Source organism: Nocardioides sp. NPDC000445, from assembly GCF_040300245.1.
Lineage (GTDB): Bacteria > Actinomycetota > Actinomycetes > Propionibacteriales > Nocardioidaceae > Nocardioides.
On sequence record NZ_JBEPDH010000008.1, the window covers coordinates 213,074 to 236,747 of the forward strand.

The window sequence follows — 23,674 nt, forward strand, 5'->3', positions numbered from 1 at the left end:
GCTCCGTTGCATGAGTCCACGGACGGAATGGTCGATCCTCGCGGTCGACACCGGCTCTGGTGAGACCCTGGTCGAGTCCGCTTCGGACCTGCTGCTGCCGACCGCGAGCGTCGCCAAGATCTTCCTGCTGCACCACCTCGCCGAGCTGCTCGACGAGGACCGGTCGCTGGGAGAGCTGATGCTGCGCAAGGACAGCGTCGCGCCGGTCGCCGACAGCGGCCTGTGGCAACACCTCGACGTTCCGGCGCTGACCATGAACGACTGCGCCCGGCTGGTCGGCGCGGTCTCGGACAACCTGGCCACCAACGTGCTCCTCGACCACGTCGGCCTGGCTCCGGTCCAGGCCGTCGCCCGGCGGCTGGCCGCGGGCGGGTCGATGCTGAACGACTCGGTCCGGGACGTACGCAGGCCCGAGGACCCGCCGATGCTCTCCGTCGGCTGCGCCGCCGACTGGGTCGCCTACTTCCGTACGCCACACCCGACCGTCATGTCCTGGCTGGCACCGTCCGCGGACCTCTCGATGGTCTCCGCCGCCTTCGGCCTGGACCCGCTGGCCCACGCCGATCCGGAGCAGAACCTGCGGGTGTGGAGCAAGACCGGCACCGACGACGGTGTCCGCGCCGAGGTCGGGCTGCTCGACGTGGGTGGCCGACAGGCGGCGTACGCGGTCATCTGCCGATTCCAGGGTGAGGTCCTCCCGGTGCTGGCTCAGATGCGGGCGTACGGCACGCTCATCCTGGATGCGTTGCAGGGCGGCTACGCTCCAGGCCAGGGTCCGGCACGGTAGGAGATCAGTTGTTCAGCATCGACCTCGGGAACGGCGCGGAGATGGTCCTGCGTGACCGATCGACCGACTTCGCCGTCCACCGGCTCATCAACGCCAACCTCGACCACCTCCGGGAGTGGGAGCCGTGGGCGCACGCGGACCAGAGCATGATCAGCGTGTCGGCCTTCGGCACCTACCTGCTGACCCAGTGGGTCAAGGGCGAGGCGATCCCGTGCGTCATCCGCCAGGACGGCCAGGTCGCCGGAGCCACGACCGCGCGGATCAACCTCTACGAGAAGTCGGCCACGATCGGCTACTGGCTGGGCGAGGCGTACGAGGGCCGCGGGCTGATCACCCGGGCCGTCTCGGCGCTGCTGGACACCCTCTTCAACGAGTACGACATCGCCCGGGCGATCATCGACACCTCGGTGATGAACAAGCGCAGCCGCGCGGTCGCCGAGCGTCTCGGCTTCACCCACGAGGGCACCATGCGCGGCGCGCAGGCCTATCCGGGCGAGCGCCGGGACCTGGTGGTCTATGGACTCCTGCGCGAGGAGTGGCTGACCCGATCAGGACGTGACGGCGCCTGAGCGGACGAACCGCTCCCCCACCTGCTTGACCAGCTCGGCCAGCTCGACCGGCTGCTCGACGGTGAAGTCCGCGTCGACGCCGGCGAGGATCATCATCGGCCAGCTCAGATCGTCGACCTGCATCCGCAGTCGGCAGCCTCCCTCGGCGGGCTCGACCTCACCCCAGCGCCCCACCCGCCGCGCGACCACGTCGGGCTCGACGCCCAAGAGGACGCAGACGTCGAAGGCCGCCGGGCGGGAGCGGATCCCCGCCTGCACGTACGCCGCCGCGTCCCCGCCCGGGATCTCGCGAGGGCGGAACATCTGGCCGGTGGTCATCGGGTCGCTGACCCGGTCGACGCGGAAGGAGCGCCAGTCCTGGCGGACCCGGTCGTAGGCGAGGAGATACCAGCGGTTGCCGAGCGTCACCAGCCGGTGCGGCTCGACGCGGCGCCGGGTCGGCTCGGCCTCGGGCGCCTGATAGGTGAAGGTGAGCGCCTCGTCGTCGCGGCAGGCCTGCGCCAGGACCCCGAGCACGCCGGCGTCCAGCGGCACCCGGCCGCCCCAGGGGATGGAATCGGTCTGCGAGGTGACCGCATCCATCCGCCGCCGCAGCCGCGGCGGCATCAGCGCGACGACCTTCCCCAGCGCCTGGGCGGAGACGTCCCCCATCCCCGCGACCATGCCCGCGGCCGCAGTGCGCAGCCCGACGGCGATCGCGACCGCCTCCTCGTCGTCGAGGAGCAACGGCGGCAGCGCGTTGCCGGCCCGGAGCTGGTAGCCGCCGGCCACCCCTCGGGTGGCGTCCACGTCATAACCGAGATCGCGCAGCCGCTCGATGTCGCGCCGCAGCGTACGGTCGCTGACCTCGAGGCGTACGGACAGCTCCGTGCCTGGCCAGAAACGGTGGGTCTGCAGCAACGAGAGGAGCTGCAGCATGCGGGCGCTCGTACTCATGACACCGACCTTAGGCGCCATTGCGGTCAGTTCATGGCCTGATTCCTGGGGAACCTGGAACCCGCGAGTCGGTCGGCTCGCCCCCTCCTCGAGCCGACCGACGCCGCGCTGCCTCTCTCTTACCCATTCGCCGAGCTTCTAAACCGGAACTCGGAAGAAATTTTCGAAAGCGGACAGAAGCTGACCGGATGAGGTCAGAGGCTGAAGACATGACGAACCACAGCAACCAGCGGCCGGTGATCCGCACTCAGGCGCTGACCAGGCACTTCACCCGAAGCAAGAAGACCGTCGAGGCCGTACGCGGGCTCGATCTCGAGATCCACCAAGGTGAGCTCGTCGCCTTCCTCGGCCCCAACGGAGCCGGCAAGTCGACCACCTTGCGGATGCTGACCACGCTCATCCCGCCCACCTCCGGCACCGCCGAGGTGGCCGGCCACGACGTCGTCCGCTCACGCGGCGCCGTCCGGCGCTCGATCGGCTACGTCGGCCAGGGCAACGCCGCCGCGTTCATCCAGCGCGGCCGCGACGAGCTGATGTCGCAGGCTCGCGCCCACGGCATCCCGCGCGCCGCCGCGAAGGCGCGCATCGAGGAGCTGCTCGTGGCCTTCGACCTCCAGGAGTACGCCGACCGCGCGGTCCAGACGCTCAGCGGCGGCCAGCGGCGGCGTCTCGACATCGCGATCGGGCTGCTCAACCACCCCGAGGTGCTGTTCCTGGACGAGCCGTCGACCGGCCTCGATCCGCAGAACCGCGCCAATCTGCAGGAGCAGATCCGCCGGCTCCACGAGGACGGGACCACGATCGTGCTCACCACCCACTACCTCGAGGAGGCGGACGCGCTCGCCGGACGGGTGATCGTCATCGACCACGGCCTCGTGATCGCCGACGACACCGCCACCCGGCTCAAGGAGAGGCTCGGCGACCTGGTGCTCCTCGGCTTCGGCACCGAGGCGGATGCCACGGCCGCCGCGGCGCGCGCCGAGTCGGCACTGTCCGGTCCGACCGTCATCGAGCGCACCGGCACGCAGATCTCGATCCGCACTCCGCGCGGCGCCGACAGTGCGCCGGCCCTGGCGATCGACCTGGCCGCCCACGGCACCCCCGCGATCCGGATGGAGGTCCACGCCCCCACCCTCGACGACGTCTTCCTCGACCTGACCGGCCGCAGCCTGCGCGAGTCGGCCGAGTCCGCCACCACCCAGACCGAAGGAGCAGCAGCATGACCACTCTCACCGTCCCGACCGCACAGGTCCGCACCTCCACCCGAGTACCGAGCCGACCGACCGGCTTCCTCACCGACACCTGGACCGTGCTGCTCCGTGAGCTCACGCCCAAGCTGCGCCAGCCCGCCTCCATGCTCTTCGCGATGGTGCAGCCGCTGGTCTTCCTGGGTCTCTTCGCACCGCTCCTGCCCGCCGTCGAGAACGGCAGCGCGCTGCAGTGGTTCGTGCCGGGCATCGTCGTCATGACCGCGCTGATGGGCGCCTCGATGACCGGCGCCGACCTGACCGCGGAGATCCGCTCCGGCTCCCACGAACGACTCCTGGTCTCGCCCCTCTCCCGGCCGTCCCTGCTGGTCGGTCGGGCCCTGAAGGAGGTCGTGCCGGTGCTGTTCCAGACGGTGGTCATCCTCGCCGTGGTGACCCCGTTCAGCTTCGACCTCCACCTCGGCGGGGTCCTGGTCGGAGCCGTCATCGTCTCGCTCTTCGCGATCGGGCTGGGCGCGCTCAGCTTCGCCCTGGCCACCGCCGCCAAGGAGCAGGACTGGATCTTCTGGACGGTGCAGCAGATGCTGATCTTCCCGCTGCTGCTCCTCTCCGGCGTCCTCCTCCCGCTCGACGGGGCTCCCGGCTGGCTGCGGTTCCTCAGCGACATCAACCCGATGACGTACGTCGTGGAGGCCGAGCGGGCGCTCTTCGCCGGTCAGTTCCCGGCCGATGTCGTCATCGGCGGCTTCGTCGCGGCCGCTGCCGTCGCGGTGGGCGGAGTGCTCGTCGGCGTACGGACCATGGAGAGGTCGAGCTGACGTCGGGCCGAAACCCCTTGACCTCAAGTTCACTTTAGCTTCCAGACTGGACGCATGACACCCCGACTCCGCACGGCCCCGAGCCCGACAACGATCGTGCTCACCGTCATCGCCGGCACGGTGATGATCCCGATCGACATCACGATCGTCGCGGTCGCGATCGCCCGTCTCTCCCAGGAGACGGGCGCTTCGCTGCCGGTGATCCAATGGGTCGCCACCGGCTACACGCTCGCCCTGGCAACGGTCATCCCGGCCGCGGCCTGGGCGATCAGCCGGTTCGGCGCCCGCCAGGTGTTCCTGACCGCGATCGGCGTCTTCACGATCGGATCCGGCCTGGTCGCGGCGTCGTGGAACGTCGAGTCGCTGATCGCGTTCCGGGTGCTGCAGGGGCTCGGCGGCGGATTCGTGATGCCGGCCGCGATGACCCTGACGCTGCGCTCGGCGCCACCCGAGGAGCGCGGCCGGCTGATGGCCCTGATGGGCCTGCCGGTGCTGGTCGGCCCCGTCTTCGGACCGGTGCTCGGCGGCTGGCTGCTCGACACGATGTCGTGGCGGTGGATGTTCCTGATCAACCTTCCGCTGGGCCTGATCGGTCTGGTCCTCGGGATGCGCAACCTGCCGCGCCTGGAGCGCGGTCCGAGCGCCCGCCTGGACGTACGCGGCCTGCTCCTGCTTCCTCCCGCGATGGCTCTCCTCGTGCTGGGCACCTCGTTCGCCGATGGCACGCTGTTCGAGGCGCAGGTGCTGGTCCCGATCGGGGCGGGGACCGTCCTGGTGGCGCTCTTCGTCCGGCATGCGCTCCGTGCCGCCGCTCCCCTGCTCGACATCCGGCTCCTCGGCCGGCGCCTGACCGGCGGCAGCGCCGCGCTGCTGGTCTGCTTCGCCGGTGGCTACTTCGGCTCGATGATCCTGGTGCCGCTCTACTGGCAGGTCGTACGCGGCGAGTCCGCGACCACCGCGGGGCTGCTGATGGCTCCCGCCGGTATCGCGGCCGGGATCATGATCCAGGTCTCCGGCCGCCTCATCGACCGTTTCCCGCCGCTGCCGGTGATCGGCTCGGGGATCGTGATCTCCACCCTGGGCTTCGGTGCCCTGGCACTCCAGCTGAGCGCGGACGCGCCGATGCTGGCCCTGGCCACGACCCACGCCGTCGCGACCGCGGGCGCCGGGTTCGTGATGCTGCCGACCATGACCATCGCCACCCGCTACCTCGAGGACAGCGCCATCCCGGCCGGCTCCACGATGATCAACGTGCTGAACCAGGTCGCCACCGCCCTGTGCACCGCCGGCGTCTCGGTGCTCCTGGCCGGCGCCCTCTCGTCCCGCCTTCCCGGGCTGGGCAGCGATGGCATCGGAGCGCTCAGCTCCCTCGCTCCCGCCGAGCGAGCAGCCGTCGCGCCGCTGGCCGCCGAGGCGCTGCAGGTCGCGTTCTGGCTGCCGGTCACGATGATGGCGATCTCGGGCGTGGTCGCGTTCCTCGTCTTCCGGCGTACGCCGTCGGCTCGGAGCGTCTCGACCGACAGCCCGCGCCCCGTCGCCGCCGCGGTCGCCGACTAGGTCCTACCAGGGGCGGCGGTCGCCGGGATACTGCGTCGGGCCGCCCGGGTTGGGGCGACCAGGGTTGGGGAGACCAGGGTTCGGGTAACCCGGGTTGGGGCGGCGGCCCGGGTTGGCGTGACCGGGGCCGGGCCCGGCGGGGTGGACCTGGCCCCGATAGACCGGGCCACCACCGGGGTACGGCCCGACGGGCCGGGCGTGCCGAGGGCCCTGCGGGCCAGGCCGGGGCGGTTCGCGGCGCCGGCGCCGGGCCAGGAGCAGAGCGATGAGCAGACCCAGACCCGACAGCGCGAGCAGCCCGACGGCGATCTCGACGAAGCCGATCCCGAACAGCCCGCTCGAACCAGGAGCGGGACCGTCCGAGACGTCGGTGAACGTCACCGGGCCCGCCGTCTCCGAGTCGCCAACGGGCGCGGACGAGGAAGAATCCGACTCAGACGGTGAGGCCGAGGGCGACGTCGAAGGCGACGCGGAGACGGACGCGGAGGGCGTACGCGACGGGGTCGGGGAAGCCGTCGCCGACTTCTTGGGCTTGGCGGTCTGCCGAGGAGTCGGGGCCTTGGTCTCCGCTGGGGTGGTCGGCGCCGGGGCGGTGGTGGCCTTCGGCTTCTCGGTCGGCCGCACGCCCGGCGGGTACTTCGCGAAGACCTGGACGCCCCAGGTGGTGTCGTCGACCTCCACGAAGGCGATCCCGATGTGGGTGTAGTCGCCCAGGATGTTGGCCCGGTGGCCGTCGGAGTTCATCCAGCCCCGGTGCATCTCCGCACCGGTGCGGTAGCCCATGGCGACGTTCTCCCCGATCCCCTGCCACCCCTCCGGCACCTGCTCGGCGAGGTCGGGGTTGTGCGAGAGCGCCCCGTCGGCGCCGATCTTGTAGGCCCACTTCCGCGCCAGAGCGTCGAGGGCCGAGTCGCGCGTCAGCGGGTCGAGGCCCGCTTCGGAACGAGCGGAGTTCGCCAGCCGCTTGATCGTCCCACCCTCCCCCGCGGATGCCGGACCAGCGCTGACGAGCAGCGCGGCAGCAGCCAAAAGCAGAGCGAGGACACAGGACACGGGGCGATGCAGGTGGGGGAACATCCCCGCCAGGGTATCTACCTTTACTTGGGAGTGCTGCGCCGCATGTGGCGCTCGATGTGGGCCGCGATCCCGGCCATCAGCAGGCGCTGCCCGAAAGCCGAGGGGTCGTCGGAGTCGGACTCCTCACCGGGCCCGGCGGGCCGCCAGGTGGCCATCGACTCCATCAGGTTCGGGAAACGCTCCGGATCCGCGTACGTCACGAGCATCTCCTCGAACCTCGCATAGGGGTTCTCCGGGAACCGGGCGGCCTCGATCTCGATCCTCGCCTCACCCAAGGCGTACTGCGAGATGATGCCCAGAATCGCCATCTTCTCCTCGGGGGGCAGCGTCACCTCTCGGAGGTAGTAGAACCCGAGATCGATCCAGGCGAGGCGGTTCGGCCCGGGAAGCGTGCCGACGAGAGGCAGATCGAGGAACCACGGCCGACTCAGCGACAGGTCCACCTGCGCGCGCATCCAGGCTGCCAGACCATCGCGCCAGTCCAGGTCGCGCGACGGCGCCGGTAGCTCCGCACAGAGACGGTCGGCGAGCAGGATGAGCAGCTCGTCCTTGTTCTTCACGTGCCGATACAGCGCCATCGGCGAGCAGCCCAGCGCCTCGGCGACCCGCGCCATCGAGACAGCGGCGAGGCCCTGCTCATCCGCGATGACGTAGGCGGCCTCGACGATCTGGGCAACGCTCAGCGCCGGCTTGGGGCCGCGTCGGCCGGGCGGGGCCTTGCCCCACAGACGAGGGATCAGGTCGGAACTCATCCCCTCCATCATGCCCTGCTCCCTCCAGAAACGGGTTGACCGCCTCCCGCTTCTGCGTACTCTATAAACTGTTAATTGCGTACGCTATTAGATCGGACGGCTCATGAGCACTTCGCAACGACCTATGGCACGCCAGTGGTGGGTCTTCCCGCTGGCCGCCGCGACGGTGATCTTCCTGGTGACGGCGCTGCCGCGGTACGTCGGGCTGGATCCGTCGCAGTCGCTCGTGGAGACCGACCGCGGGCCGGTCTTCTACCCGGCGCTGGTGACACACATCTTCTTCGGCTCGGTGATGCTCTGCTGCGGCGTACTCCAGCTGTGGCCGTGGCTGCGCACCAACCATCCGACGGTGCACCGCTGGACCGGGCGCACCTACGTCGCCACCGCGATCCCCACCGGCGTGGGGGCGCTGGTCACCAGCCAGTTCCCCGCCGCCGGACCGTCCCAGCAGGTCGGCAACACCTTCTTGGCCGTGCTGTTCCTGCTGTTCACCGTGCAGGGCTACCGGGCCGCGCGACAGCGTCGCTTCAAGGACCACCGCGAGTGGATGTACCGCAGCTATGCGATGGCGTTCTCGATCATCGCCAACCGTTTCTGGGGCATGGCCCTGCTGTTGATCTTCGTGCCCGACATCATGACCAACGCCGAGCTCGGCACCGAGGACGCCACGCTCGCCAGCGCGGCCGCGGCCTCAGCGTGGGTCAGCTGGGTCGTGAATCTGCTGATCGCCGAGTGGCTCATTCACCGCAAGCCGCGGCGGCGACGCACCGATCAGGCCAGCGCGTCGCGCAGGGTCGAGCGCCAGACACCGGTGAGCTCCTCGAGCGGGATCTCGACGCTGCCGCCGTCATAGGCGACCTCGTAGGTCGAACCGCCGGTCACACCGAGCTTGGTCGCCGCGACCCCGTGGCGCTCGGCCAGCGAGGTGAGCCGCTCGACGTCGGACGCCTTCACGGTGACGACCGCGCGGGCGACCGACTCCGAGAAGAGCGCGACGAACGGGTCGCCGGCGAGCGTGACCGAGACGCCGATCCCCGACGACATCGCGGGCTCGGCCAGCGCCTGCATCAGGCCACCGTCGGAGAGGTCGTGGGCGGAGGTCACGAACCGCGCCTCCAGCAGCAGCTCGGCCAGCGCCTTCTCGGCCGCCAGGTTCACCTTGGGCGGCAGCCCGCCGAGGTGGCCGTGCACGACGTGGGCCCACTCCGAGCCGGAGAGCTCCTCGTGGGTCTCGCCGAGCAGGACGACGACCTCGTCGGCCGCCTGGAAGTCCGAAGGCGTACGCGTGGTGACGTCCTCGATCACACCGAGCGTCGCGACCACCGGCGTGGGGTGGATGGCGGTCTCGCCGGTCTGGTTGTAGAGGGAGACGTTGCCGCCGGTGACCGGGATGCCGAGCTCGAGGCAGGCGTCCTTCAGGCCGCGGGTGGCCTCGGCGAACTGCCACATCACGTCGGGGTCCTCCGGGGAGCCGAAGTTGAGGCAATCGGAGATGGCCAGCGGCTTGGCGCCGACGGAGGCCACGTTGCGGTAGGACTCGGACAGCGCGAGCTGGGCACCGGCGTACGGGTCCAGCTTGGCGAAGCGGCCGTTGGCGTCGGTGGCGAGCGCGACACCGAGGTTGGTCGACTCGTCGACGCGGATCATGCCGCCGTCGGCCGGCTGGGACAGGACAGTGTTGCCGCGCACATAGCGGTCGTACTGCTCGGTGATCCAGGACTTGTCGCACAGGTTCTCCGAGGCGACCAGCTGGAGGACGGTCGAGCGGAGCTCGTCGGCCGAGGCCGCACGCGGGAGCTTCTCGGCCACGTCGGCCTGCAGCGCGTCCTGCCACGGCGGGCGGGCGTAGGGGCGCTCGTAGACCGGGCCGTCGTGGGCCACGGTGGTCGGGTCGACGTCGACGATGGTCTCGCCGTGCCAGTCGACACGCAGCCGGCCCTCGCCGGTCACGGTGCCGATCACGGCCGCCTCGACGTCCCACTTGGCGCAGATGTCCATGAAGGTCGCCTCGTCCTCGGGCGCGATGACCGCCATCATCCGCTCCTGGGACTCGCTCATCAGGATCTCCTCCGGAGCGAGCGTCGAGTCGCGCAGCGGCACCCGCTCGAGGTGCACGTGCATGCCGCCGTCACCGGCGGCGGCGAGCTCGGAGGTGGCACACGAGATGCCGGCCGCACCGAAGTCCTGGATGCCGCGGACGATGCCGGCGGAGAAGAGCTCCAGGGTGCACTCGATCAGCAGCTTCTCCATGAACGGGTCGCCGACCTGAACGCTCGGGCGCTTGGCCGGACCGTCCTCGTCGAACTCGACACTCGCGAGGATCGAGGCGCCGCCGATGCCGTCACCACCGGTGCGCGCGCCGTACATGATCACCAGGTTGCCGGCGCCGGACGCCTTGGCGAGGTGGAGGTCCTCGTGACGCAGTACGCCGACGCAGAGCGCGTTGACCAGCGGGTTGCCGAGGTAGGAGGCGTCGAAGACCGCCTCACCACCGATGTTGGGCAGACCGAGGCAGTTGCCGTAGTGGCCGATGCCGGACACGATCCCGGGCAGCACCCGGTGGGTGTCCTCCTCGGAGAGCGGTCCGAAGCGGAGCGGGTCCATCACGGCGACCGGGCGCGCGCCCATCGCGAGGATGTCGCGGACGATGCCGCCGACACCGGTCGCGGCGCCCTGGTGGGGCTCGACGTAGGAGGGGTGGTTGTGGGACTCGACCTTGAAGGTGACCGCGTAGCCCTGGCCGACGTCGAGCACGCCCGCGTTCTCACCGATGCCGGCGAGCATCTTGCCGGCCGGGGTCTCCTGGGGGATCTCGCTGAACTGCTTCAGGTGCACCTTGGAGGACTTGTAGGAGCAGTGCTCCGACCACATCACCGAGTACATCGCCAGCTCCGCGCCGGTCGGCCGGCGGCCGAGGATGCGCCTGATCTCGGCGTACTCGTCCTCCTTCAGGCCGAGCTCGGCCCAGGGCTGCTCTCGGTCGGGGTCACCGGCAGCGTGGTGCACGGTGTCCAGGAGCGGAAGATCGGACGCAACGGCAGCGGACGAAGTCTCGGTCACGGGCAGAAATCTACGTCAGAAGTGCCCAATCCCCTTAGTCGTCAGCGGGGCAGCCCGCGCCACTCCCGCAGGTCGCGGATCTGACCGAACTCGTGGAGCGCCTGCCGAGCCACCTCGCCGTCCCCGGCGTAGGCGGCGACGCTCCAGCCGTGACCCTCCACCATCTCGGCGGTGACCCAGGAGGCCTCGCCGTGCGGGGTGGGCAACCGGCGCGGGCGCCAGGAGAGCGACATCGCGCCGTCGAGGCGCTGCTCGATTCTCGGCGTCGAGCCGGTGGCGGCGTACTTCCTCTGACCGGTCCGCCAATCGCCCCAGTAGGCGTAGTGGAGGTAGACCTGGGAGCCGCGCCAGGACATCGAGCACTCCACGAAGAGGTCACGCGCCTCGGTCTCACCGGGGGCGCACTCGGCGCTCCGGGCAGCGTCCTCGTAGCCAGGGAAGACCCACTTCATGCCATCCGCGCCGCGCGGGTCCGGGCACCGGGTCAGGGAACCGGAGCCGTTGCCGTCCCAGCAGACGTAGGGCGTGTTGACCTGCTTGGTCGTCGAGCTGACCTGGTCGGCGACCGCGAACGGCCCGATCACCTCGCCGCCGTGCGCGACATGGATGATCCCGGCGACCGTCAGCGCGAGCATGACCGTGATCGCGAAGAGGACCGGCGTCACCCGATCGCGTCGTCGCTGCCGCACAGGCCCCCACCCCCTTGGCGATCCATTCCTTTACCAAGGTAACGCCGCCAGGCGGGTTTGGTTAGGGCCCATATATACCGGGACCAACGTCCCGTCGCGTCCGCCGACCGAGACCTCTGCCCACCGGCTGGACCAACCTCTAGTCTTCTATTCGTAGTTATTCACTAAAGAAAGGCCATTCGGTGTCCTCCCCCAGCACGTTCAGCCGACGCAGCCTGCTCGTCACCGGGGCCGGCGCGGTCGCCGCCACCGGCCTCGCCACCCCCGCCAACGCAGCCGCCGAGACTCCGTTCAAGGCCCGCAAGGTCAACCGGCCCAAGCGCAAGCCCAACCTCCTGGTCATCCTGGGCGACGACCTCGGCTGGGCCGATCTGTCCGCCTACGGCTCCCCGGACATCAAGACTCCCCACCTGGACCGGCTCGCCGCCTCGGGCGTGCGGTTCACCGATGCGTACTCCGCCTCCTCGGTCTGCTCGCCCACCCGCTTCGGCCTCTACACCGGGCGCTACCCCGGTCGCCTCGCCGGCGGCCTGCCGGAGCCGATCAGCTCGCCCAACGAGCTGCACGGCATCCCGCTCGACCACCCGACGCTGGCCTCGCTGCTCAAGGACCAGGGCTACCGGACCGCGCTGTTCGGCAAGTGGCACTGCGGCTACCTGCCCTGGTACAGCCCGACCAGGGTCGGCTGGGACGAGTTCTTCGGCAACTTCTCCGGCGGCCTCGACTACTTCTCGAAGGTCAACCACAACGGCGACCACGACCTCTACGAGGACGAGGTGGAGGTCGAGGACCTTCGCTACTACACCGAGATCGTCACCGAGAAGGCCGTCAGCTTCATCGAGCGCGACCACGACGCCCCCTGGCTCCTCAACCTCAACTTCACCACGCCGCACTGGCCCTGGGAGGGCCCTGAGGACAAGGCGGTGAGCGATGAGCTGACCGCCCGGCTCGAGGACGGCGAGAAGGGCGTGCTCTTCCACCACGACGGCGGCTCGCTGGCGACGTACAAGACCATGGTCGAGGACCTCGACCAGTCGATCGGCCAGGTCATCCGTGCGCTCGAGCGCACCGGCCAGCTCCGCGACACCGTCGTCTTCTTCGCCAGCGACAACGGCGGCGAGCGGTTCTCCAACGTGTGGCCGTTCACCGGAGCGAAGTCGGGCCTCAACGAGGGCGGCATCCGGGTGCCCACCATCCTCAGCTGGCTCGGCACCCTGCCTGGTCGCCAGGTGAGCGACGAGCCCGCGGTCACGACCGACTGGACCGCGACCTTCCTGGAGCTCGCCGGCGCCACGCCGTCGCCGGAGTATCCGCTGGACGGCACCAGCCTGGTGCCCCTCCTCTTCGGCGGCCGCCCGCGCGAGACCCAGGACCTCTTCTGGCGCATGCGCGGTCAGCGGGCGCTGCGCCGCGGCTCGCTGAAGTACCTGCAGCTCGACGGCACCGACCACCTCTACGACCTGAGCGAGGACGTACGCGAGCAGGCCGACCTGGCCCGGAAGCGGCCCGAGGATCTGGCGGAGCTCCGTGCGGCCTGGGAGAAGATCGACGAGACCCTGCTGGCGTACTAAGGACGTACGCCTGGCGAGTCCACTGGTAACTGAGTGACGGTTGTGACTACCGTGACGAAATATGGGGGACTTCACCAGGTTCAAGTACGTCAGACGGGCGCTCGGCGCCGGCTTGATCTCGGGCGTCGTCGGCGTCGCGGGGCTGGCAATGCCCAGCCCCGCGGCCGCCGCGAACCGGGTCACGCCGGGCAACTTCACCGGCTATGGCTTCGACCAGTGCCAGGCGCCTTCGCAGACTGCGATGGACCGCTGGTGGAGGCACTCGAACTTCGGCGCGGTCGGCATCTACATCGCCGGCAACTCGCGCGGCTGCCGCAACCAGACCAACCTCAGCTCGACCTGGGTGCGCACCCAGCTGGCGCGGGGTTGGCGGCTGCTCCCGATCACACTCGGTCCGCAGGCATCCTGCAACCCGCACTTCCCGCGCTACCGCGACGACCCGCGGATCAGCGCCAACTCGACCAACCAGTACGCCACGGCGAAGCGCCAGGGCATCAACCAGGCCAACGCGACCGTGGACGCCGCCAAGCGCTACGGCATCGCCGCCGGGAGCACGATGTTCTACGACCTCGAGGGCTTCGACATCGGCAACAAGCGCTGCCGTGAGTCGGCGATGTGGTTCGTCTCGGCCTGGAGCCACCGGATCAAGGCGCTCGGCTACCGACCGGGCATGTACTCGAGCGCGTCTTCCGGCATCAAGGCGATGTACGCCGTCTGGCACGCCCAGCCGCGCGGCTTCGTCTACCCCGCGGACCTGTGGATCGCCGACTGGGACGGCCGCGCCGGCACCTCGACCCGCTACATCCCGGACACCCCCTGGAACCCGCACAAGCGCGTCAAGCAGTACCGCGGCCCGCACAAGGAGACCCACGGCGGCACCACCATCGAGATCGACTCCAACTTCGTCGACCTCGGCCGGGGCTCCTACGCACGGCCGGTGACCCATTGCGGCGGCGTGCCGGTCAGCTTCACCAGCTATCCCGCCCTGAGGCCGCGCACCAGCTCCTACACTCCCTCACCGATCTACACCAAGGCGCTCGAGTGCATGCTCCGCGAGCGCGGGAACTTCGGTGGCGCCATCGACGGGACGTACGACCGAGGGCTGGTGAGCTCGATCAACGCCTGGCAGCGCTCGCACGGCCTGACGGTGCGGAAGACCTGGACGCAGGGCGCTTGGAAGACGCTGTGGGCCGCCAACAGCCGCCCGCTCCTCAAGCGCGGCTCCGCCGGCGAGAGCGTCCGCGACCTCCAGCGCGCCCTCAGTGCCACCTCCGCGCCCGAGCGTCCGAAGATCACCGGCGTCCTGGACTGGAACACCCAGGTCGCCCTCGTCGCCTACCAGAAGCGTCTCGGCCGCACCGCGAACGGCATGGCCACCGAGGTCACCTGGTACGACCTGGCCCACGGCCGCTGACCCGGCGCAACTGTCTCAACCACGACCGCCGAGTCGGCGGTTCCACGCGGGACTGTTGCGCCGAGTCGGCGGTCAGGAGAAGGGGTTGGGGAGGGCGCCGGGGAGGTCGGCCAGGAGCTCGCGGGCACGGGCGGCGACCTTGTGCTCGACGAGGACCTCGTACTTGGTCGGCACGATGACCTTGACGCTCGAGAAGTCGCGGGTGCCGCGGGTGGCGGCATAGCCGATCATCGACCAGATGAGGCCGAACACGACACCGAGTAGCACGGTCGAGAGCAGGATGAAGAGGAAGTTCTCGTTGCCGAAGAGCGACATGATCAGGCCGACGAAGACACCGAGCCAGGCGCCGGAGAGGACGCCGGCGAGGGCGACCTTGCTCCAGGTGAGCCGGCCGGTGATCCGCTCGATCTGCTTCAGCTCGGTGCCGACGATCATGCAGTTCTCGACCGGGAACTCCTTGTCGGAGAGGAAGTCGACCGTCTTCTGCGCGGCGGCGTAGTCGTCATAGGTCGCGAGCGACTGGGGAAACTCCAGCTTCAGCGGGCTCCGCGGGCCGCTGACCGGCGAGGTGAAGGACATACGCCCAGTGTGCCCCAGGCGAGGTCAGTTCTTGAGGACGCCGTTCGCGATGACATCGAGCATGGGACGTACGTCCTTGGCCTCGAGCGAGGAGTGGTCGGCCATGGTCGCGACGCCACCGAGGAGGCGGCACACGTCGAGGTTGTCGACACCCTCGCGGAGCACGCCGTGCTCGGCCATCTCCCTCAGGACGCTCTCGTTGGCGTCGGCGTAGGTCTGGCACTTGGTGCGCAGCGGGGAGTCCTGGCAGCCCAGGGAGGCGGTGATCTTGGCGGCGGCGCCCTGGTGGCGGGTCAGCAGCGAGACGTACTCCTCGAACCAGGCGAGGAGCTTCTCCCGGCACCCGCCCTCGGTCGCCATCGCCTTCTCGACGTGGGCGGCGACCTCCTCGATCCAGGTGGCCATGATCGCCTCGTGGAGCGCCTCGCGGGTCGGGAAGTGGCGGTAGAGGGTGCCGGGACCGACACCCGCACGCCGGGCCACCTCGTCGAGAGGTGCGTCGAGACCGCGCTCCTTGAACACCGCGTGGGCGACCTCGATCAGCCGCTCGCGGTTGCGCTGCGCGTCGGCTCTCATCCGGACCTCCTCAGTCGCTCCCGCCTCGCTGCGGGCGCCTCAGGTTAACAGCAGCCTCCGCCACAGCATCTAAATGCATTGCTAACCGGAGACACTCTCCGGTAGTGTCTTCATCAAGCGGAGACTTCCTCCGCTTTACTGTACTCCTTTTCCGTCTCCAACAGGAGCTCTCGCATGACATCCACCGTGGCACCACCCAAGCCACCTGCGGCCACCAAGGCCGCTGCCGGCGCCGGGATCGCCCTGGTCCTGGTCGCCCAGCTGATGATCGTCCTCGACGCGGCGGTCGTGAACGTCGCGCTCCCCCGGATCGCCGACGACCTCGAATTCACTCCGGCCGCACTCACCTGGGTGCTCAACGGATACACGCTCGCCTTCGGCGGGCTGCTCCTGCTCGGCGGTCGCCTCGGCGACGTCTTCGGCAGGCGGCGCGTGTTCGTGGCCGGCCTCTCCGTCTTCACCCTCTTCTCCCTGGCCGGCGGACTCGCGCCGACCGACGACCTGCTGGTGATCTCCCGCGCGCTGCAGGGCTTCGGCGCCGCGATCGCCGCACCCCAGGTGCTCGCCCTGCTGACCACGTCCGCGAAGGACGAGGGCGGCCGGGCCCGGGCGATCGCGCTCTTCTCCGCGGTCTCCTCCAGCGGCGCCTCGATCGGACTCATCCTCGGCGGCATCCTGACCGACATCGCTTCGTGGCGCTGGACGCTGTTCATCAACGTACCGATCGGGCTCGTCGTGCTCGCCCTCGTCGGCCGTCTCGTCGCCGAGACCGCCCCGCGACCGGGGCGCTTCGACATCGTCGGCGCCGTGACCGCGACCGGCGGCGCGGCCGCGATCGTCTGGTCGCTGATCGGCGCCCCGGAGCACGGCTGGACCTCCGCGCGCACCCTCGGCGGAATCGCGGTCGGCCTGCTCCTGCTGGTCGCCCTCGTGCTCACCGAGCGCCGGGTCGCCCACCCGCTGCTGCAGCTCCACCTCTTCAACAGCCACCGCCGCGTCGCCGCGTTCATCGCCGCGGTCGGGCTGGTCGGGGCTCAGTTCGCGACGTTCTACCTGACCGTGATCTACCTGCAGGGCGTGCTCGGCATGGGGCCGCTCGCCTCCGGGCTGGCATTCCTGCCACTGACGCTGATGATCTTCGCGGTGTCCCGGGTGGCGCCTCGCATCGCGGCCCGGATCGGGATGTCTCGGGTGCTGGTCCTGGGCGCCACCGGTCTCACCCTGTCGTTCGTGTGGCTGAGCACGCTGACGGAGACGAGCACGTACGCCGGCGCCGTGCTGGCTCCGTTCCTCCTCAACGGCGCGTTCGCCTCCCTCGTCTTCACCTCCACCACGGCTCTCGGCCTGGAGGGTGTCGACGCCGCCCACGCAGGCTCGGCCTCGGGCCTGGTGCAGACGATGCAGCAGCTCGGCGGCTCGATCGGACTGGCCGTGATCGCCTCGGTCTACGTCGCCAACGGCACCCCCGGCGAGGTCGTGCCGGGGATGCGCGAGGCCTTCTATGCCGCGGCCGCCTTGGGCGCGCTCGGCATCATCGCCTCGCTGAGCGTGGTGCTCCGGCGCCCCCGGACAGCCCGTTCGTACGTCGGACGAGCAGTGGCCGAGATCGACTGAGGTCGTCACGCACGACAACCGGAGGTCCTTGGACTCTCGACGCGAGTCCAAGGACCTCTGCCATCCGAGACGACACTCTGATATCCAGACACCATGGGGGGTATCACAACGTTTCGGCACGCCCGGCGAATCCTCGTCGTCGGCGTCACCGCAGGCATCATGGCTGTCGCGGGGCTGGCTTCGGCCGGTCCCGCGACAGCCGCAAACCCGGTCACTCCGGGCAACTTCACCGGCTTCGGCTTCGACCAGTGCCAGGCTCCGTCGCAGACCGCGATGGACCGCTGGTGGGCGGACTCGAACTTCACCGGCGTGGGCATCTACATCGCAGGCAAGTCGCGTGCCTGCCGCACCCAGACCTACCTCTCGGCGACCTGGGTGCGCAACCAGCAGGCCCGCGGCTGGCGGCTCCTGCCGATCACGCTCGGCCCGCAAGCATCGTGCAACCCGCGCTATCCCCGCTACGGCGACGATCCGAAGATCAACCCTGACCCGGCCGACGGGTACGCGGCGGCGAGGCGTCAGGCGATCAACGAGGCCAACGCCGCAGTCACCGCCGCCAAGGGCTACGGGATCGCGGCCGGCAGCACGATGTTCTACGACCTCGAGGCCTTCGACATCGCCAACCGCGTCTGCCGCGAGTCGGCGATGTGGTTCATCTCCGCGTGGAGCTACCGGATCAAGGTGCTCGGCTACCGCTCGGCGATGTACTCCAGCGCCTCATCGGGGATCAAGGCGATCTACGACGTCTGGCGCGCCCAGCCGAGCGGGTTCACCTTCCCCTCGGATCTGTGGATCGCCGACTGGGACGGCAAGGCGAACACCTCGACGACGTACATCCCGGACTCGGTGTGGAGCGACCACGACCGCGTCAAGCAGTACCGCGGCGGCCACGACGAGACCCACGGCGGCGTCACGATCAACATCGACTCCGACTATCTCGACGTCGGCCGCGGCTCCTACGCCCCGCCGGTGGTCCGGTGCGGTGGCGTACGCGTCGATTTCGACTACTACCCCGATCTCCGCCCGGCGACGTCGACCTACACGCCTCCCGCGGCGTACGTGAAGGCGCTCAAGTGCATGCTCAGTACCCGCGGCACCTTCGACGGCGTGATGAGCGGCTACTACGGCTCCGCGCTGCGCGCCGCTGTTCACAACTGGCAGCGCAGCCACGGCCTGGCGGTTCGAGACCTGTGGACCCGAGGCGCCTGGAAGACGCTGTGGGCCGCCAACCGCCACCCGATCCTGAAGCGCGGCTCCGCCGGCGACCAGGTCCGCGACCTCCAGCGCGCGCTCAACTCCACCACCCGCACCGAGGAGCGGGTCAAGGTCACCGGGGTCCTCGACTGGACCACCCACGTCGGCCTGGTCGCCTATCAGCGACGCCTCGGGCGCACGCCCAACGGCATGGCCACGGCCGTCACCTGGTACGACCTGTCGCGGGCGCGCTGAGGTGTTCCTCCGTCAAGGCGGTGTCCTGAGCCTGTCGAAGGGTATGCAGCCGAAAGCACACATCCCTCGCGGAATTCCGCGAGGGATGTGTGACCTGACCTGCATACCTTCCCGAAGGAACCGCCTCAGGCGAAGGCCTTCTCAGCCAGCGAGGTGAAGAAGCCGAGCCCGTCGGTGCCGGAGCCGGTGAGGGTCTCCACGGCGTGCTCGGGGTGGGGCATCAGGCCGACGACGTTGCCGGCCTCGTTGGTGATGCCGGCGATGTCGTTGACCGAGCCGTTGGGGTTCACGTCGAGGTAGCGCGCAACGACGCGACCCTCGTCCTCGAGCCGCTTGATGGTGTCGGCGTCGGCGACGTACTGCCCCTCACCGTTCTTCAGCGGGACCACGATCTCCTGGTCCTGGGTAAAGGCGGAGGTCCAGGCGGTCGAGGTGTTCTCGATGCGCAGCTTCTGGTCGCGGCAGATGAACTTGAGGTGGTCGTTGCGCAGCAGGCCGCCGGGGAGCAGGTGGGACTCGACGAGCATCTGGAAGCCGTTGCAGATGCCGAGCACCGGAAGGCCCTTCTGAGCGCCCTCGATGACCTCGGTCATGATCGGCGCGAAGCGGGAGATGGCACCGCAGCGCAGGTAGTCGCCGTAGGAGAAGCCGCCCGGCAGGATCACCGCGTCGACACCCTGCAGGTCGTGGTCGCCGTGCCACAGCGCAACGGCCTCGTTGCCGCCGACACGGACGGCGCGCTGCGCGTCGACGTCGTCGAGCGTGCCCGGGAAGGTGATGACCCCGATCTTCACTTCGCGGTCTCTTCCACGCGTACGACGTAGTTCTCGATCACCGTGTTGGCCAGGAAGGTCTCGGCCAGCTTCTCGATCTGGGCCAGCGCGTCGTCGGTGACCTCGGGGATCTCCAGCTCGAACCGCTTGCCCTGACGGACCTCGGTGACCCCGGTGAACCCGAGCCGCGGCAGGGCGCCGAGTACGGCTTTCCCCTGCGGGTCGAGAATCTCGGGCTTGGGCATGACGTCGACGACAACGCGAGGCATGGCTGCAGTCTAGGTGGGCCATACGCCGCTCACCTAAACCGTTGGCACCCGCCCGGTCCGGTCTTTACGCTCGCTCCTCGTGCGCCAGCTGCTGATCGACATCACCCCGTTGCGTACGTCTCCTGCTTTCCGCCGTTTCTTCATCGGGCGGGCGGTGTCGGGGCTCGGTGGGCAGATCTCGGTGGTCGCGGTGATGTACCAGGTCTGGGAGGCGACCCACAGCCCGTTCTGGTCCGGCAGCGTCGCGCTCGCCCAGCTCCTCCCGATGCTCACGATCGGGCTCTGGGGCGGCGCGGTGGCCGACCGCGCGGACCGGCGCTCGATCCTGCTGGCCACCAACCTCACCCAGCTCGTGCTGGCCCTGCTGCTGATGGCGCAGGCCCTCTGGCTGGGCACCTCCCCGTCCTCGCTCTGGCTCGTCCTGGTGCTGGTCGCGCTCATGGCCGCAGCGGGCTCGGTCGCCGCTCCAGCGGGCATGGGCGTGATCCCGCGGCTGCTCGCCACCGACCAGGTCGCCGCCGGGCTGGCCCTCAACCGGCTGAGCTTCCAGGGCTCGATGCTCCTCGGCCCGGCGCTGGGCGGGCTGATCATCGGCTACGCCGGCCTCGAGATCGCGTACGCCGTCGACGCGGCCTCCTTCGCCGCCGGGTTCCTCGGTGTCATCGGCCTCCCCGCCCTCGCGCCGGCGACGAGGACGACCGGCGGCGGCATCCTCGAAGGCCTGCGCTTCGCGGCCACCCAGCCGGTCGTACGCGGCGTGCTCCTCGTCGACCTGGCGGCCACCATCCTGGCCATGCCGGTCAGCCTGTTCCCACTGGTCAACGAGGCCCGGTTCGGCGGAGACCCACGCACCCTCGGGCTGTTCCTGACCGCGATCGCCGTCGGCGGCGTGGTGGCCTCCCTCTTCTCGGGTTCGTTCACCAGACGCAGCCGGCCGGGACTGATCACGATCGGCGCCGCCGCCGTATGGGGCGCCAGCCTCGGCGCCGTCGGGCTGGTCACCTCACCATGGATGTGCCTCGCCCTGCTCGCGGTCGCCGGCGCCGCCGACTCGGTCAGCGTCGTCACCCGCGGGACGCTGATCCAGCTCGCCGTACCCGAGGACCTGCGCGGCCGGACCGCCGCGGTCGAGATGATCGTCGGCGCCGGCGGACCGGAGGTCGGCAACCTTCGCGGCGGCGCCGTCGCCCAGCTCACCTCGGGCACGTTCGCCCTGGTCAGCGGCGGCATCACCTGCCTGCTCGCCCTGGCCGCGGTCGGCGCCACCTCCCGTCCGATGCTCACCTTCCGGACCGGTGAACTAGCGCTTGAGCGCCCGTAACAGCTGAGTCACCGCTTGCTGTGCGAGCAGCCGCGATCCTCCCCCGGCGACCAGAGCCTGCACGATCTCGTAGTGAGTCGTCAGCTCGATCGGGCGGGCGTCGGGCCGCAGAAGACCGGCGCCCGAAGCCTGCAGGAAGGCCTTCTCGGCAACGGCGAGCACGCGGGCACGCCATCGTGTGGCCACCTCGACCTGCTCGCCGGTGGGGACGCAACGGGCATCGGCCTGGGCATTGGCGAGGATCCGCAGGATGGTCCCCAGTCGATCCAGCGGATCCTGGATCCGTTCGGCCCTGACGATCTCCGTCCACAGCAACGCGGCGCTGCGGTCGGCCACGGCCTGTTCCATCTGTCGCCGGTCGCCCAGGTGACGTTTCACCGTCGCCGCACCGAGCCCGACTCCTGTGGCGACACGAGGGATGGTCACTCGCTCGCCCAGCAGCGCGAGTCGGCGGGCCTCCTCGATGACGACGGCCCGGTTGCGGCGCGCGTCGACGCGCCTGATCTGACCTGGCTCGCGCCCGTACTGGCTCACTTCGCTCCTATCGGGAGTCGTCGCCGAAGGGTCTCCCGTTCTCCGGATGCAACCACTCCCGCAGCGGGATCCTTCCCGGTGCCTATCGCCTCGAAAGGCAACACCATGCGTACCGTCCGATTTCATAGCTACGGCGGGCCTGACGTGCTCGTCGTCGACGATGTCCCCGTCATCGACCCGGCCCCGGGGCAGGTCCTTGTCGACGTGGCAGCGGCAGGGGTCGTTGGTGGAGAACCGGCCATCCGCGCCGGGCGTTATCGCCTCGTCATGCGCCGACCGCTTCCTTCGGGGACCGGGGTCGACTTCTCCGGTACGGTCGCGCAGATCGGTGCCGGCGTGGACCACGTCACGGTCGGTGACCACGTCTGGGGAGTCATGCCCCACGGCACGTTCGGGGCTGCCGCCGAGCAGTTGATCGTGCCGGTCGAGCGGTTGACGCGAGCGCCGTCGAGCATCGACCTCGTCGATGCCGCAGCGCTGCCGGCGGCGGGCACGACCGCCCTTCGCGCGCTCGAGGGCCTGCAGCCAGGTGCGGCACTCCTGGTCCGCGGCGCCGCGGGAGGTGTCGGCAACGTCGTCCTGCAGCTTGCCAGCGCGCAGGGCGCCCACATCACAACTCTTGCGAGCGCGCGCGATGCCGACTGGCTCCGCACCTTGGGTGCGGACGAAACGGTGGACTACCGGACGACGAGAATTCGGGACCTGGCTCGGTTCGACAGGATCATCGACCTCGTCGGAACCGAGCTTCCGACGTTGCGGCGCCGATTGCGGGCCGGCGGCACTCTCGTGGCTTTGGCCCTCGCTGCGCGCAAGCCACTCCGGACGCTCGCGACGATCCTCGGCGGGAGGTACGGGTCCAGACGGATCGTGGCATTCAGCAACAACCCGTCAACCGACGATCTGAGACGCCTCACCCGGCAGGTGGACGCAGGCCACCTGCAACCGGTCGTGGCGGGCCGACGCCCACTCGAGGGCGCGGCTGACGCGCACCGCGACCTCGAGCGCGGCGGAGTGCGCGGGAGAATCCTCCTCATCCCGGCCTGACTCGAAGATCGCAGCCACCGGGTGACTGCGATCTTCGACCTTATGGGGCAGAGTCCGCCGGGCACGCCGAGCAGGGCGCCACCTCGCCTGACCAGCCACCACGCCTGAGCAGCTCACTGATGCGAGCAGCCGTCCGGCACGGGTCGCCGAGCACCTGGCCATAGGTCAGCCGAACGGTCCGAAGGTTACGGACGACGGTGGCCTCCAGGTCGCGAGCATGGTCGGCATCCCGGGCGGCAGCGCTGCCATGGAATGCGCGGCCGTCGAGCTCCACCACCAAGCCGTACGCCGCATAGATGACGTCCCGCTCGACGGTGGCTCCCGCGATCGAGTCGGCGACCTGTCGCTCGCCTGCGGGCAGACCATGGGCGCGCTCGACGCGGCGGAGGTACTCGCGCTCGAGCACCGAGCACGCGCCGTCGTTGAGATCCTCGAGCAGTTCACCGAGGAGGCGCCGGTCGCGCATCCGAGGGCGACGGCGCAACGCTTCGACCAGTGCCGCGGCCCGTACGGCCTTGGCCTGGACGAGGTCGGCGAGCAGCGCGAACGCCTCGTTGACACCACCCGCCTCCGAGGCCGCGTCGATCGCTGCTTCCGCGAGGAGCTGCCGGGGCGGGTACGCGGACCAGTCGACGTATCCGTCGAATCGTGCGCGACGGCGAACGATCACGCCCGCCGGCGCGCTGATCGTCCGGCTCATCGGGATCATGACCTCGATCGGCGCACGCTCCGGCGGCTTCGGCAGCGCCGACCTCCCGCTCAGTGCCGCCGGCCAGCACGCCAGCACCGCCGCCCACGCACGCTGACCCCAGGTCGGAATACCGGTGTGACCGACGTAGACCCCCGGATGGATCGCGGTGAGCTCACGGTTTCGTACGAGGCGACGGATGTCGTGGTCCTGTGCGTGCAGGTCACGCAGCTGTCGCCGCGAGACGACACCGCCCTGGATCTCGTCACGCAGTCGCACCATGCCGTCATGGTCGAACGGCTGCTTCGCGTCCCCCGAGTGCTCCACGAAACCGTTCTACCCCAGATCAGGCCCACGTAAACTCGAAGATCGCAGCCACCGGGTGACTG

At 69.8% G+C, this 23,674-nt stretch carries 23 protein-coding genes; 12 read left to right on the forward strand and 11 right to left on the reverse strand.

Annotated elements, in window-relative coordinates:
- Positions 1–10: 10 nt before the first annotated feature.
- Both ABT304_RS13305 and ABT304_RS13310 read left to right on the forward strand, forming a co-directional pair.
- A complete protein-coding gene (locus ABT304_RS13305; RefSeq protein ID WP_350715776.1) occupies positions 11–787 on the forward strand; it encodes a serine hydrolase in 777 nt (258 codons plus the stop codon).
- 8 nt (positions 788–795) lie between these two features.
- A complete protein-coding gene (locus tag ABT304_RS13310) occupies positions 796–1,356 on the forward strand; it encodes a GNAT family N-acetyltransferase (protein WP_350715777.1) in 561 nt (186 codons plus the stop codon).
- On the opposite strand, the gene ABT304_RS13315 is transcribed toward ABT304_RS13310, so the two are convergent.
- Positions 1,336–2,292 (reverse strand): helix-turn-helix transcriptional regulator, encoded by a 957-nt coding sequence (locus tag ABT304_RS13315; protein ID WP_350715779.1) that lies wholly within the window; start codon positions 2,290–2,292, stop codon positions 1,336–1,338. The two genes, ABT304_RS13310 and ABT304_RS13315, sit on opposite strands and share 21 nt — an antisense overlap.
- A 209-nt stretch (positions 2,293–2,501) precedes the next feature.
- Here ABT304_RS13315 and ABT304_RS13320 point away from each other — a divergent pair, with 209 nt between their 5' ends.
- The 3 genes from ABT304_RS13320 to ABT304_RS13330 are packed head-to-tail and all read left to right on the forward strand — an operon-like array spanning position 2,502 to position 5,875.
- Positions 2,502–3,515 (forward strand): ATP-binding cassette domain-containing protein, encoded by a 1,014-nt coding sequence (locus tag ABT304_RS13320; RefSeq protein WP_350715780.1) that lies wholly within the window; start codon positions 2,502–2,504, stop codon positions 3,513–3,515.
- Positions 3,512–4,318: an ABC transporter permease gene (locus tag ABT304_RS13325; RefSeq protein WP_350715782.1), complete on the forward strand. Its 807-nt coding sequence runs from the start codon at positions 3,512–3,514 to the stop codon at positions 4,316–4,318. Before ABT304_RS13320 ends, ABT304_RS13325 begins: the two co-directional genes overlap by 4 nt.
- Positions 4,319–4,372: 54 nt before the next feature.
- Positions 4,373–5,875 (forward strand): DHA2 family efflux MFS transporter permease subunit, encoded by a 1,503-nt coding sequence (locus ABT304_RS13330; protein WP_350715783.1) that lies wholly within the window; start codon positions 4,373–4,375, stop codon positions 5,873–5,875.
- A gap of 3 nt (positions 5,876–5,878) precedes the next feature.
- Here ABT304_RS13330 and ABT304_RS13335 read toward each other — a convergent pair whose 3' ends face one another.
- Together ABT304_RS13335 and ABT304_RS13340 are read right to left on the reverse strand one after the other, a co-directional pair.
- Positions 5,879–6,952 (reverse strand): CAP domain-containing protein, encoded by a 1,074-nt coding sequence (locus tag ABT304_RS13335; protein ID WP_350715785.1) that lies wholly within the window; start codon positions 6,950–6,952, stop codon positions 5,879–5,881.
- A gap of 20 nt (positions 6,953–6,972) precedes the next feature.
- Entirely contained in the window at positions 6,973–7,704 is a 732-nt protein-coding gene (locus ABT304_RS13340) for a TetR/AcrR family transcriptional regulator (RefSeq protein ID WP_350715787.1), read from the reverse strand.
- Positions 7,705–7,828: 124 nt separating this feature from the next.
- Between ABT304_RS13340 and ABT304_RS13345 the strand changes: the two genes are divergently transcribed.
- Positions 7,829–8,557, forward strand: a complete 729-nt coding sequence (locus ABT304_RS13345) for a DUF2306 domain-containing protein (RefSeq protein ID WP_350715789.1) — start codon at positions 7,829–7,831, stop codon at positions 8,555–8,557.
- Here the strand turns inward: ABT304_RS13345 and purL are convergent.
- Positions 8,476–10,764, reverse strand: a complete 2,289-nt coding sequence (gene purL, locus ABT304_RS13350) for a phosphoribosylformylglycinamidine synthase subunit PurL (protein WP_350715791.1) — start codon at positions 10,762–10,764, stop codon at positions 8,476–8,478. The two genes, ABT304_RS13345 and purL, sit on opposite strands and share 82 nt — an antisense overlap.
- Before the next feature lie 41 nt (positions 10,765–10,805).
- On the reverse strand, positions 10,806–11,453 hold the full coding sequence (locus ABT304_RS13355) for a hypothetical protein (RefSeq protein WP_350715792.1): 648 nt from the start codon (positions 11,451–11,453) through the stop codon (positions 10,806–10,808).
- Between the two features lie 182 nt (positions 11,454–11,635).
- Between ABT304_RS13355 and ABT304_RS13360 the strand changes: the two genes are divergently transcribed.
- Positions 11,636–13,024 carry a sulfatase-like hydrolase/transferase gene (locus ABT304_RS13360; protein WP_350715794.1) on the forward strand — a complete coding sequence of 463 codons (1,389 nt, stop codon included), beginning with the start codon at positions 11,636–11,638 and terminating at the stop codon, positions 13,022–13,024.
- Positions 13,025–13,085: 61 nt separating this feature from the next.
- Positions 13,086–14,438 (forward strand): glycoside hydrolase domain-containing protein, encoded by a 1,353-nt coding sequence (locus tag ABT304_RS13365; protein ID WP_350715796.1) that lies wholly within the window; start codon positions 13,086–13,088, stop codon positions 14,436–14,438.
- 72 nt (positions 14,439–14,510) lie between these two features.
- Here ABT304_RS13365 and ABT304_RS13370 read toward each other — a convergent pair whose 3' ends face one another.
- Positions 14,511–15,017 carry a YflT domain-containing protein gene (locus ABT304_RS13370; protein WP_350715798.1) on the reverse strand — a complete coding sequence of 169 codons (507 nt, stop codon included), beginning with the start codon at positions 15,015–15,017 and terminating at the stop codon, positions 14,511–14,513.
- 24 nt (positions 15,018–15,041) lie between these two features.
- Complete coding sequence (locus ABT304_RS13375) at positions 15,042–15,593, reverse strand: TetR/AcrR family transcriptional regulator (RefSeq protein ID WP_350715799.1); 552 nt, start codon at positions 15,591–15,593, stop codon at positions 15,042–15,044.
- Between the two features lie 174 nt (positions 15,594–15,767).
- Here ABT304_RS13375 and ABT304_RS13380 point away from each other — a divergent pair, with 174 nt between their 5' ends.
- Both ABT304_RS13380 and ABT304_RS13385 read left to right on the forward strand, forming a co-directional pair.
- Positions 15,768–17,207, forward strand: coding sequence for an MFS transporter (locus ABT304_RS13380; RefSeq protein ID WP_350715801.1), 1,440 nt, complete (start codon positions 15,768–15,770; stop codon positions 17,205–17,207).
- Between the two features lie 93 nt (positions 17,208–17,300).
- On the forward strand, positions 17,301–18,656 hold the full coding sequence (locus ABT304_RS13385; protein ID WP_350715803.1) for a glycoside hydrolase domain-containing protein: 1,356 nt from the start codon (positions 17,301–17,303) through the stop codon (positions 18,654–18,656).
- A 125-nt stretch (positions 18,657–18,781) separates the two neighbouring features.
- On the opposite strand, the gene purQ is transcribed toward ABT304_RS13385, so the two are convergent.
- Positions 18,782–19,450 (reverse strand): phosphoribosylformylglycinamidine synthase subunit PurQ, encoded by a 669-nt coding sequence (gene purQ / locus ABT304_RS13390; RefSeq protein WP_141801401.1) that lies wholly within the window; start codon positions 19,448–19,450, stop codon positions 18,782–18,784.
- Positions 19,447–19,698 (reverse strand): phosphoribosylformylglycinamidine synthase subunit PurS, encoded by a 252-nt coding sequence (gene purS, locus ABT304_RS13395; RefSeq protein WP_160026681.1) that lies wholly within the window; start codon positions 19,696–19,698, stop codon positions 19,447–19,449. The genes purQ and purS overlap by 4 nt, the downstream gene beginning before the upstream one ends.
- 79 nt (positions 19,699–19,777) lie before the next feature.
- Between purS and ABT304_RS13400 the strand changes: the two genes are divergently transcribed.
- On the forward strand, positions 19,778–21,019 hold the full coding sequence (locus tag ABT304_RS13400; RefSeq protein WP_350715805.1) for an MFS transporter: 1,242 nt from the start codon (positions 19,778–19,780) through the stop codon (positions 21,017–21,019).
- On the opposite strand, the gene ABT304_RS13405 is transcribed toward ABT304_RS13400, so the two are convergent.
- The gene (locus tag ABT304_RS13405) at positions 20,999–21,553 is read right to left on the reverse strand and encodes a hypothetical protein (protein ID WP_350715806.1); all 555 of its coding nucleotides are present in this window, start codon (positions 21,551–21,553) and stop codon (positions 20,999–21,001) included. The genes ABT304_RS13400 and ABT304_RS13405 overlap by 21 nt on opposite strands.
- 105 nt (positions 21,554–21,658) lie before the next feature.
- On the opposite strand from ABT304_RS13405, the gene ABT304_RS13410 reads away from it, so the two are divergent.
- Positions 21,659–22,597, forward strand: coding sequence for an NADP-dependent oxidoreductase (locus ABT304_RS13410; protein WP_350715808.1), 939 nt, complete (start codon positions 21,659–21,661; stop codon positions 22,595–22,597).
- A 40-nt stretch (positions 22,598–22,637) separates the two neighbouring features.
- Here the strand turns inward: ABT304_RS13410 and ABT304_RS13415 are convergent, their stop codons facing one another.
- Positions 22,638–23,612 carry a hypothetical protein gene (locus ABT304_RS13415; RefSeq protein WP_350715809.1) on the reverse strand — a complete coding sequence of 325 codons (975 nt, stop codon included), beginning with the start codon at positions 23,610–23,612 and terminating at the stop codon, positions 22,638–22,640.
- Positions 23,613–23,674 lie beyond the last annotated feature (62 nt).

What these genes read in the sequence shown, in the direction of transcription:
- ABT304_RS13370 (WP_350715798.1), bottom strand. Translation starts at nt 15,017, where the DNA reads ATGTCCTTCACCTCGCCGGTCAGCGGCCCGCGGAGCCCGCTGAAGCTG.
- ABT304_RS13320 (WP_350715780.1), top strand. Translation starts at nt 2,502, where the DNA reads ATGACGAACCACAGCAACCAGCGGCCGGTGATCCGCACTCAGGCGCTG.
- ABT304_RS13365 (WP_350715796.1), top strand. Translation starts at nt 13,086, where the DNA reads ATGGGGGACTTCACCAGGTTCAAGTACGTCAGACGGGCGCTCGGCGCC.
- ABT304_RS13410 (WP_350715808.1), top strand. Translation starts at nt 21,659, where the DNA reads ATGCGTACCGTCCGATTTCATAGCTACGGCGGGCCTGACGTGCTCGTC.
- purS (WP_160026681.1), bottom strand. Translation starts at nt 19,698, where the DNA reads ATGCCTCGCGTTGTCGTCGACGTCATGCCCAAGCCCGAGATTCTCGAC.
- ABT304_RS13330 (WP_350715783.1), top strand. Translation starts at nt 4,373, where the DNA reads ATGACACCCCGACTCCGCACGGCCCCGAGCCCGACAACGATCGTGCTC.
- ABT304_RS13375 (WP_350715799.1), bottom strand. Translation starts at nt 15,593, where the DNA reads ATGAGAGCCGACGCGCAGCGCAACCGCGAGCGGCTGATCGAGGTCGCC.
- ABT304_RS13380 (WP_350715801.1), top strand. Translation starts at nt 15,768, where the DNA reads ATGACATCCACCGTGGCACCACCCAAGCCACCTGCGGCCACCAAGGCC.
- ABT304_RS13305 (WP_350715776.1), top strand. Translation starts at nt 11, where the DNA reads ATGAGTCCACGGACGGAATGGTCGATCCTCGCGGTCGACACCGGCTCT.
- ABT304_RS13335 (WP_350715785.1), bottom strand. Translation starts at nt 6,952, where the DNA reads ATGTTCCCCCACCTGCATCGCCCCGTGTCCTGTGTCCTCGCTCTGCTT.
- ABT304_RS13340 (WP_350715787.1), bottom strand. Translation starts at nt 7,704, where the DNA reads ATGAGTTCCGACCTGATCCCTCGTCTGTGGGGCAAGGCCCCGCCCGGC.
- ABT304_RS13315 (WP_350715779.1), bottom strand. Translation starts at nt 2,292, where the DNA reads ATGAGTACGAGCGCCCGCATGCTGCAGCTCCTCTCGTTGCTGCAGACC.
- ABT304_RS13385 (WP_350715803.1), top strand. Translation starts at nt 17,301, where the DNA reads ATGGGGGGTATCACAACGTTTCGGCACGCCCGGCGAATCCTCGTCGTC.
- ABT304_RS13345 (WP_350715789.1), top strand. Translation starts at nt 7,829, where the DNA reads ATGGCACGCCAGTGGTGGGTCTTCCCGCTGGCCGCCGCGACGGTGATC.
- ABT304_RS13325 (WP_350715782.1), top strand. Translation starts at nt 3,512, where the DNA reads ATGACCACTCTCACCGTCCCGACCGCACAGGTCCGCACCTCCACCCGA.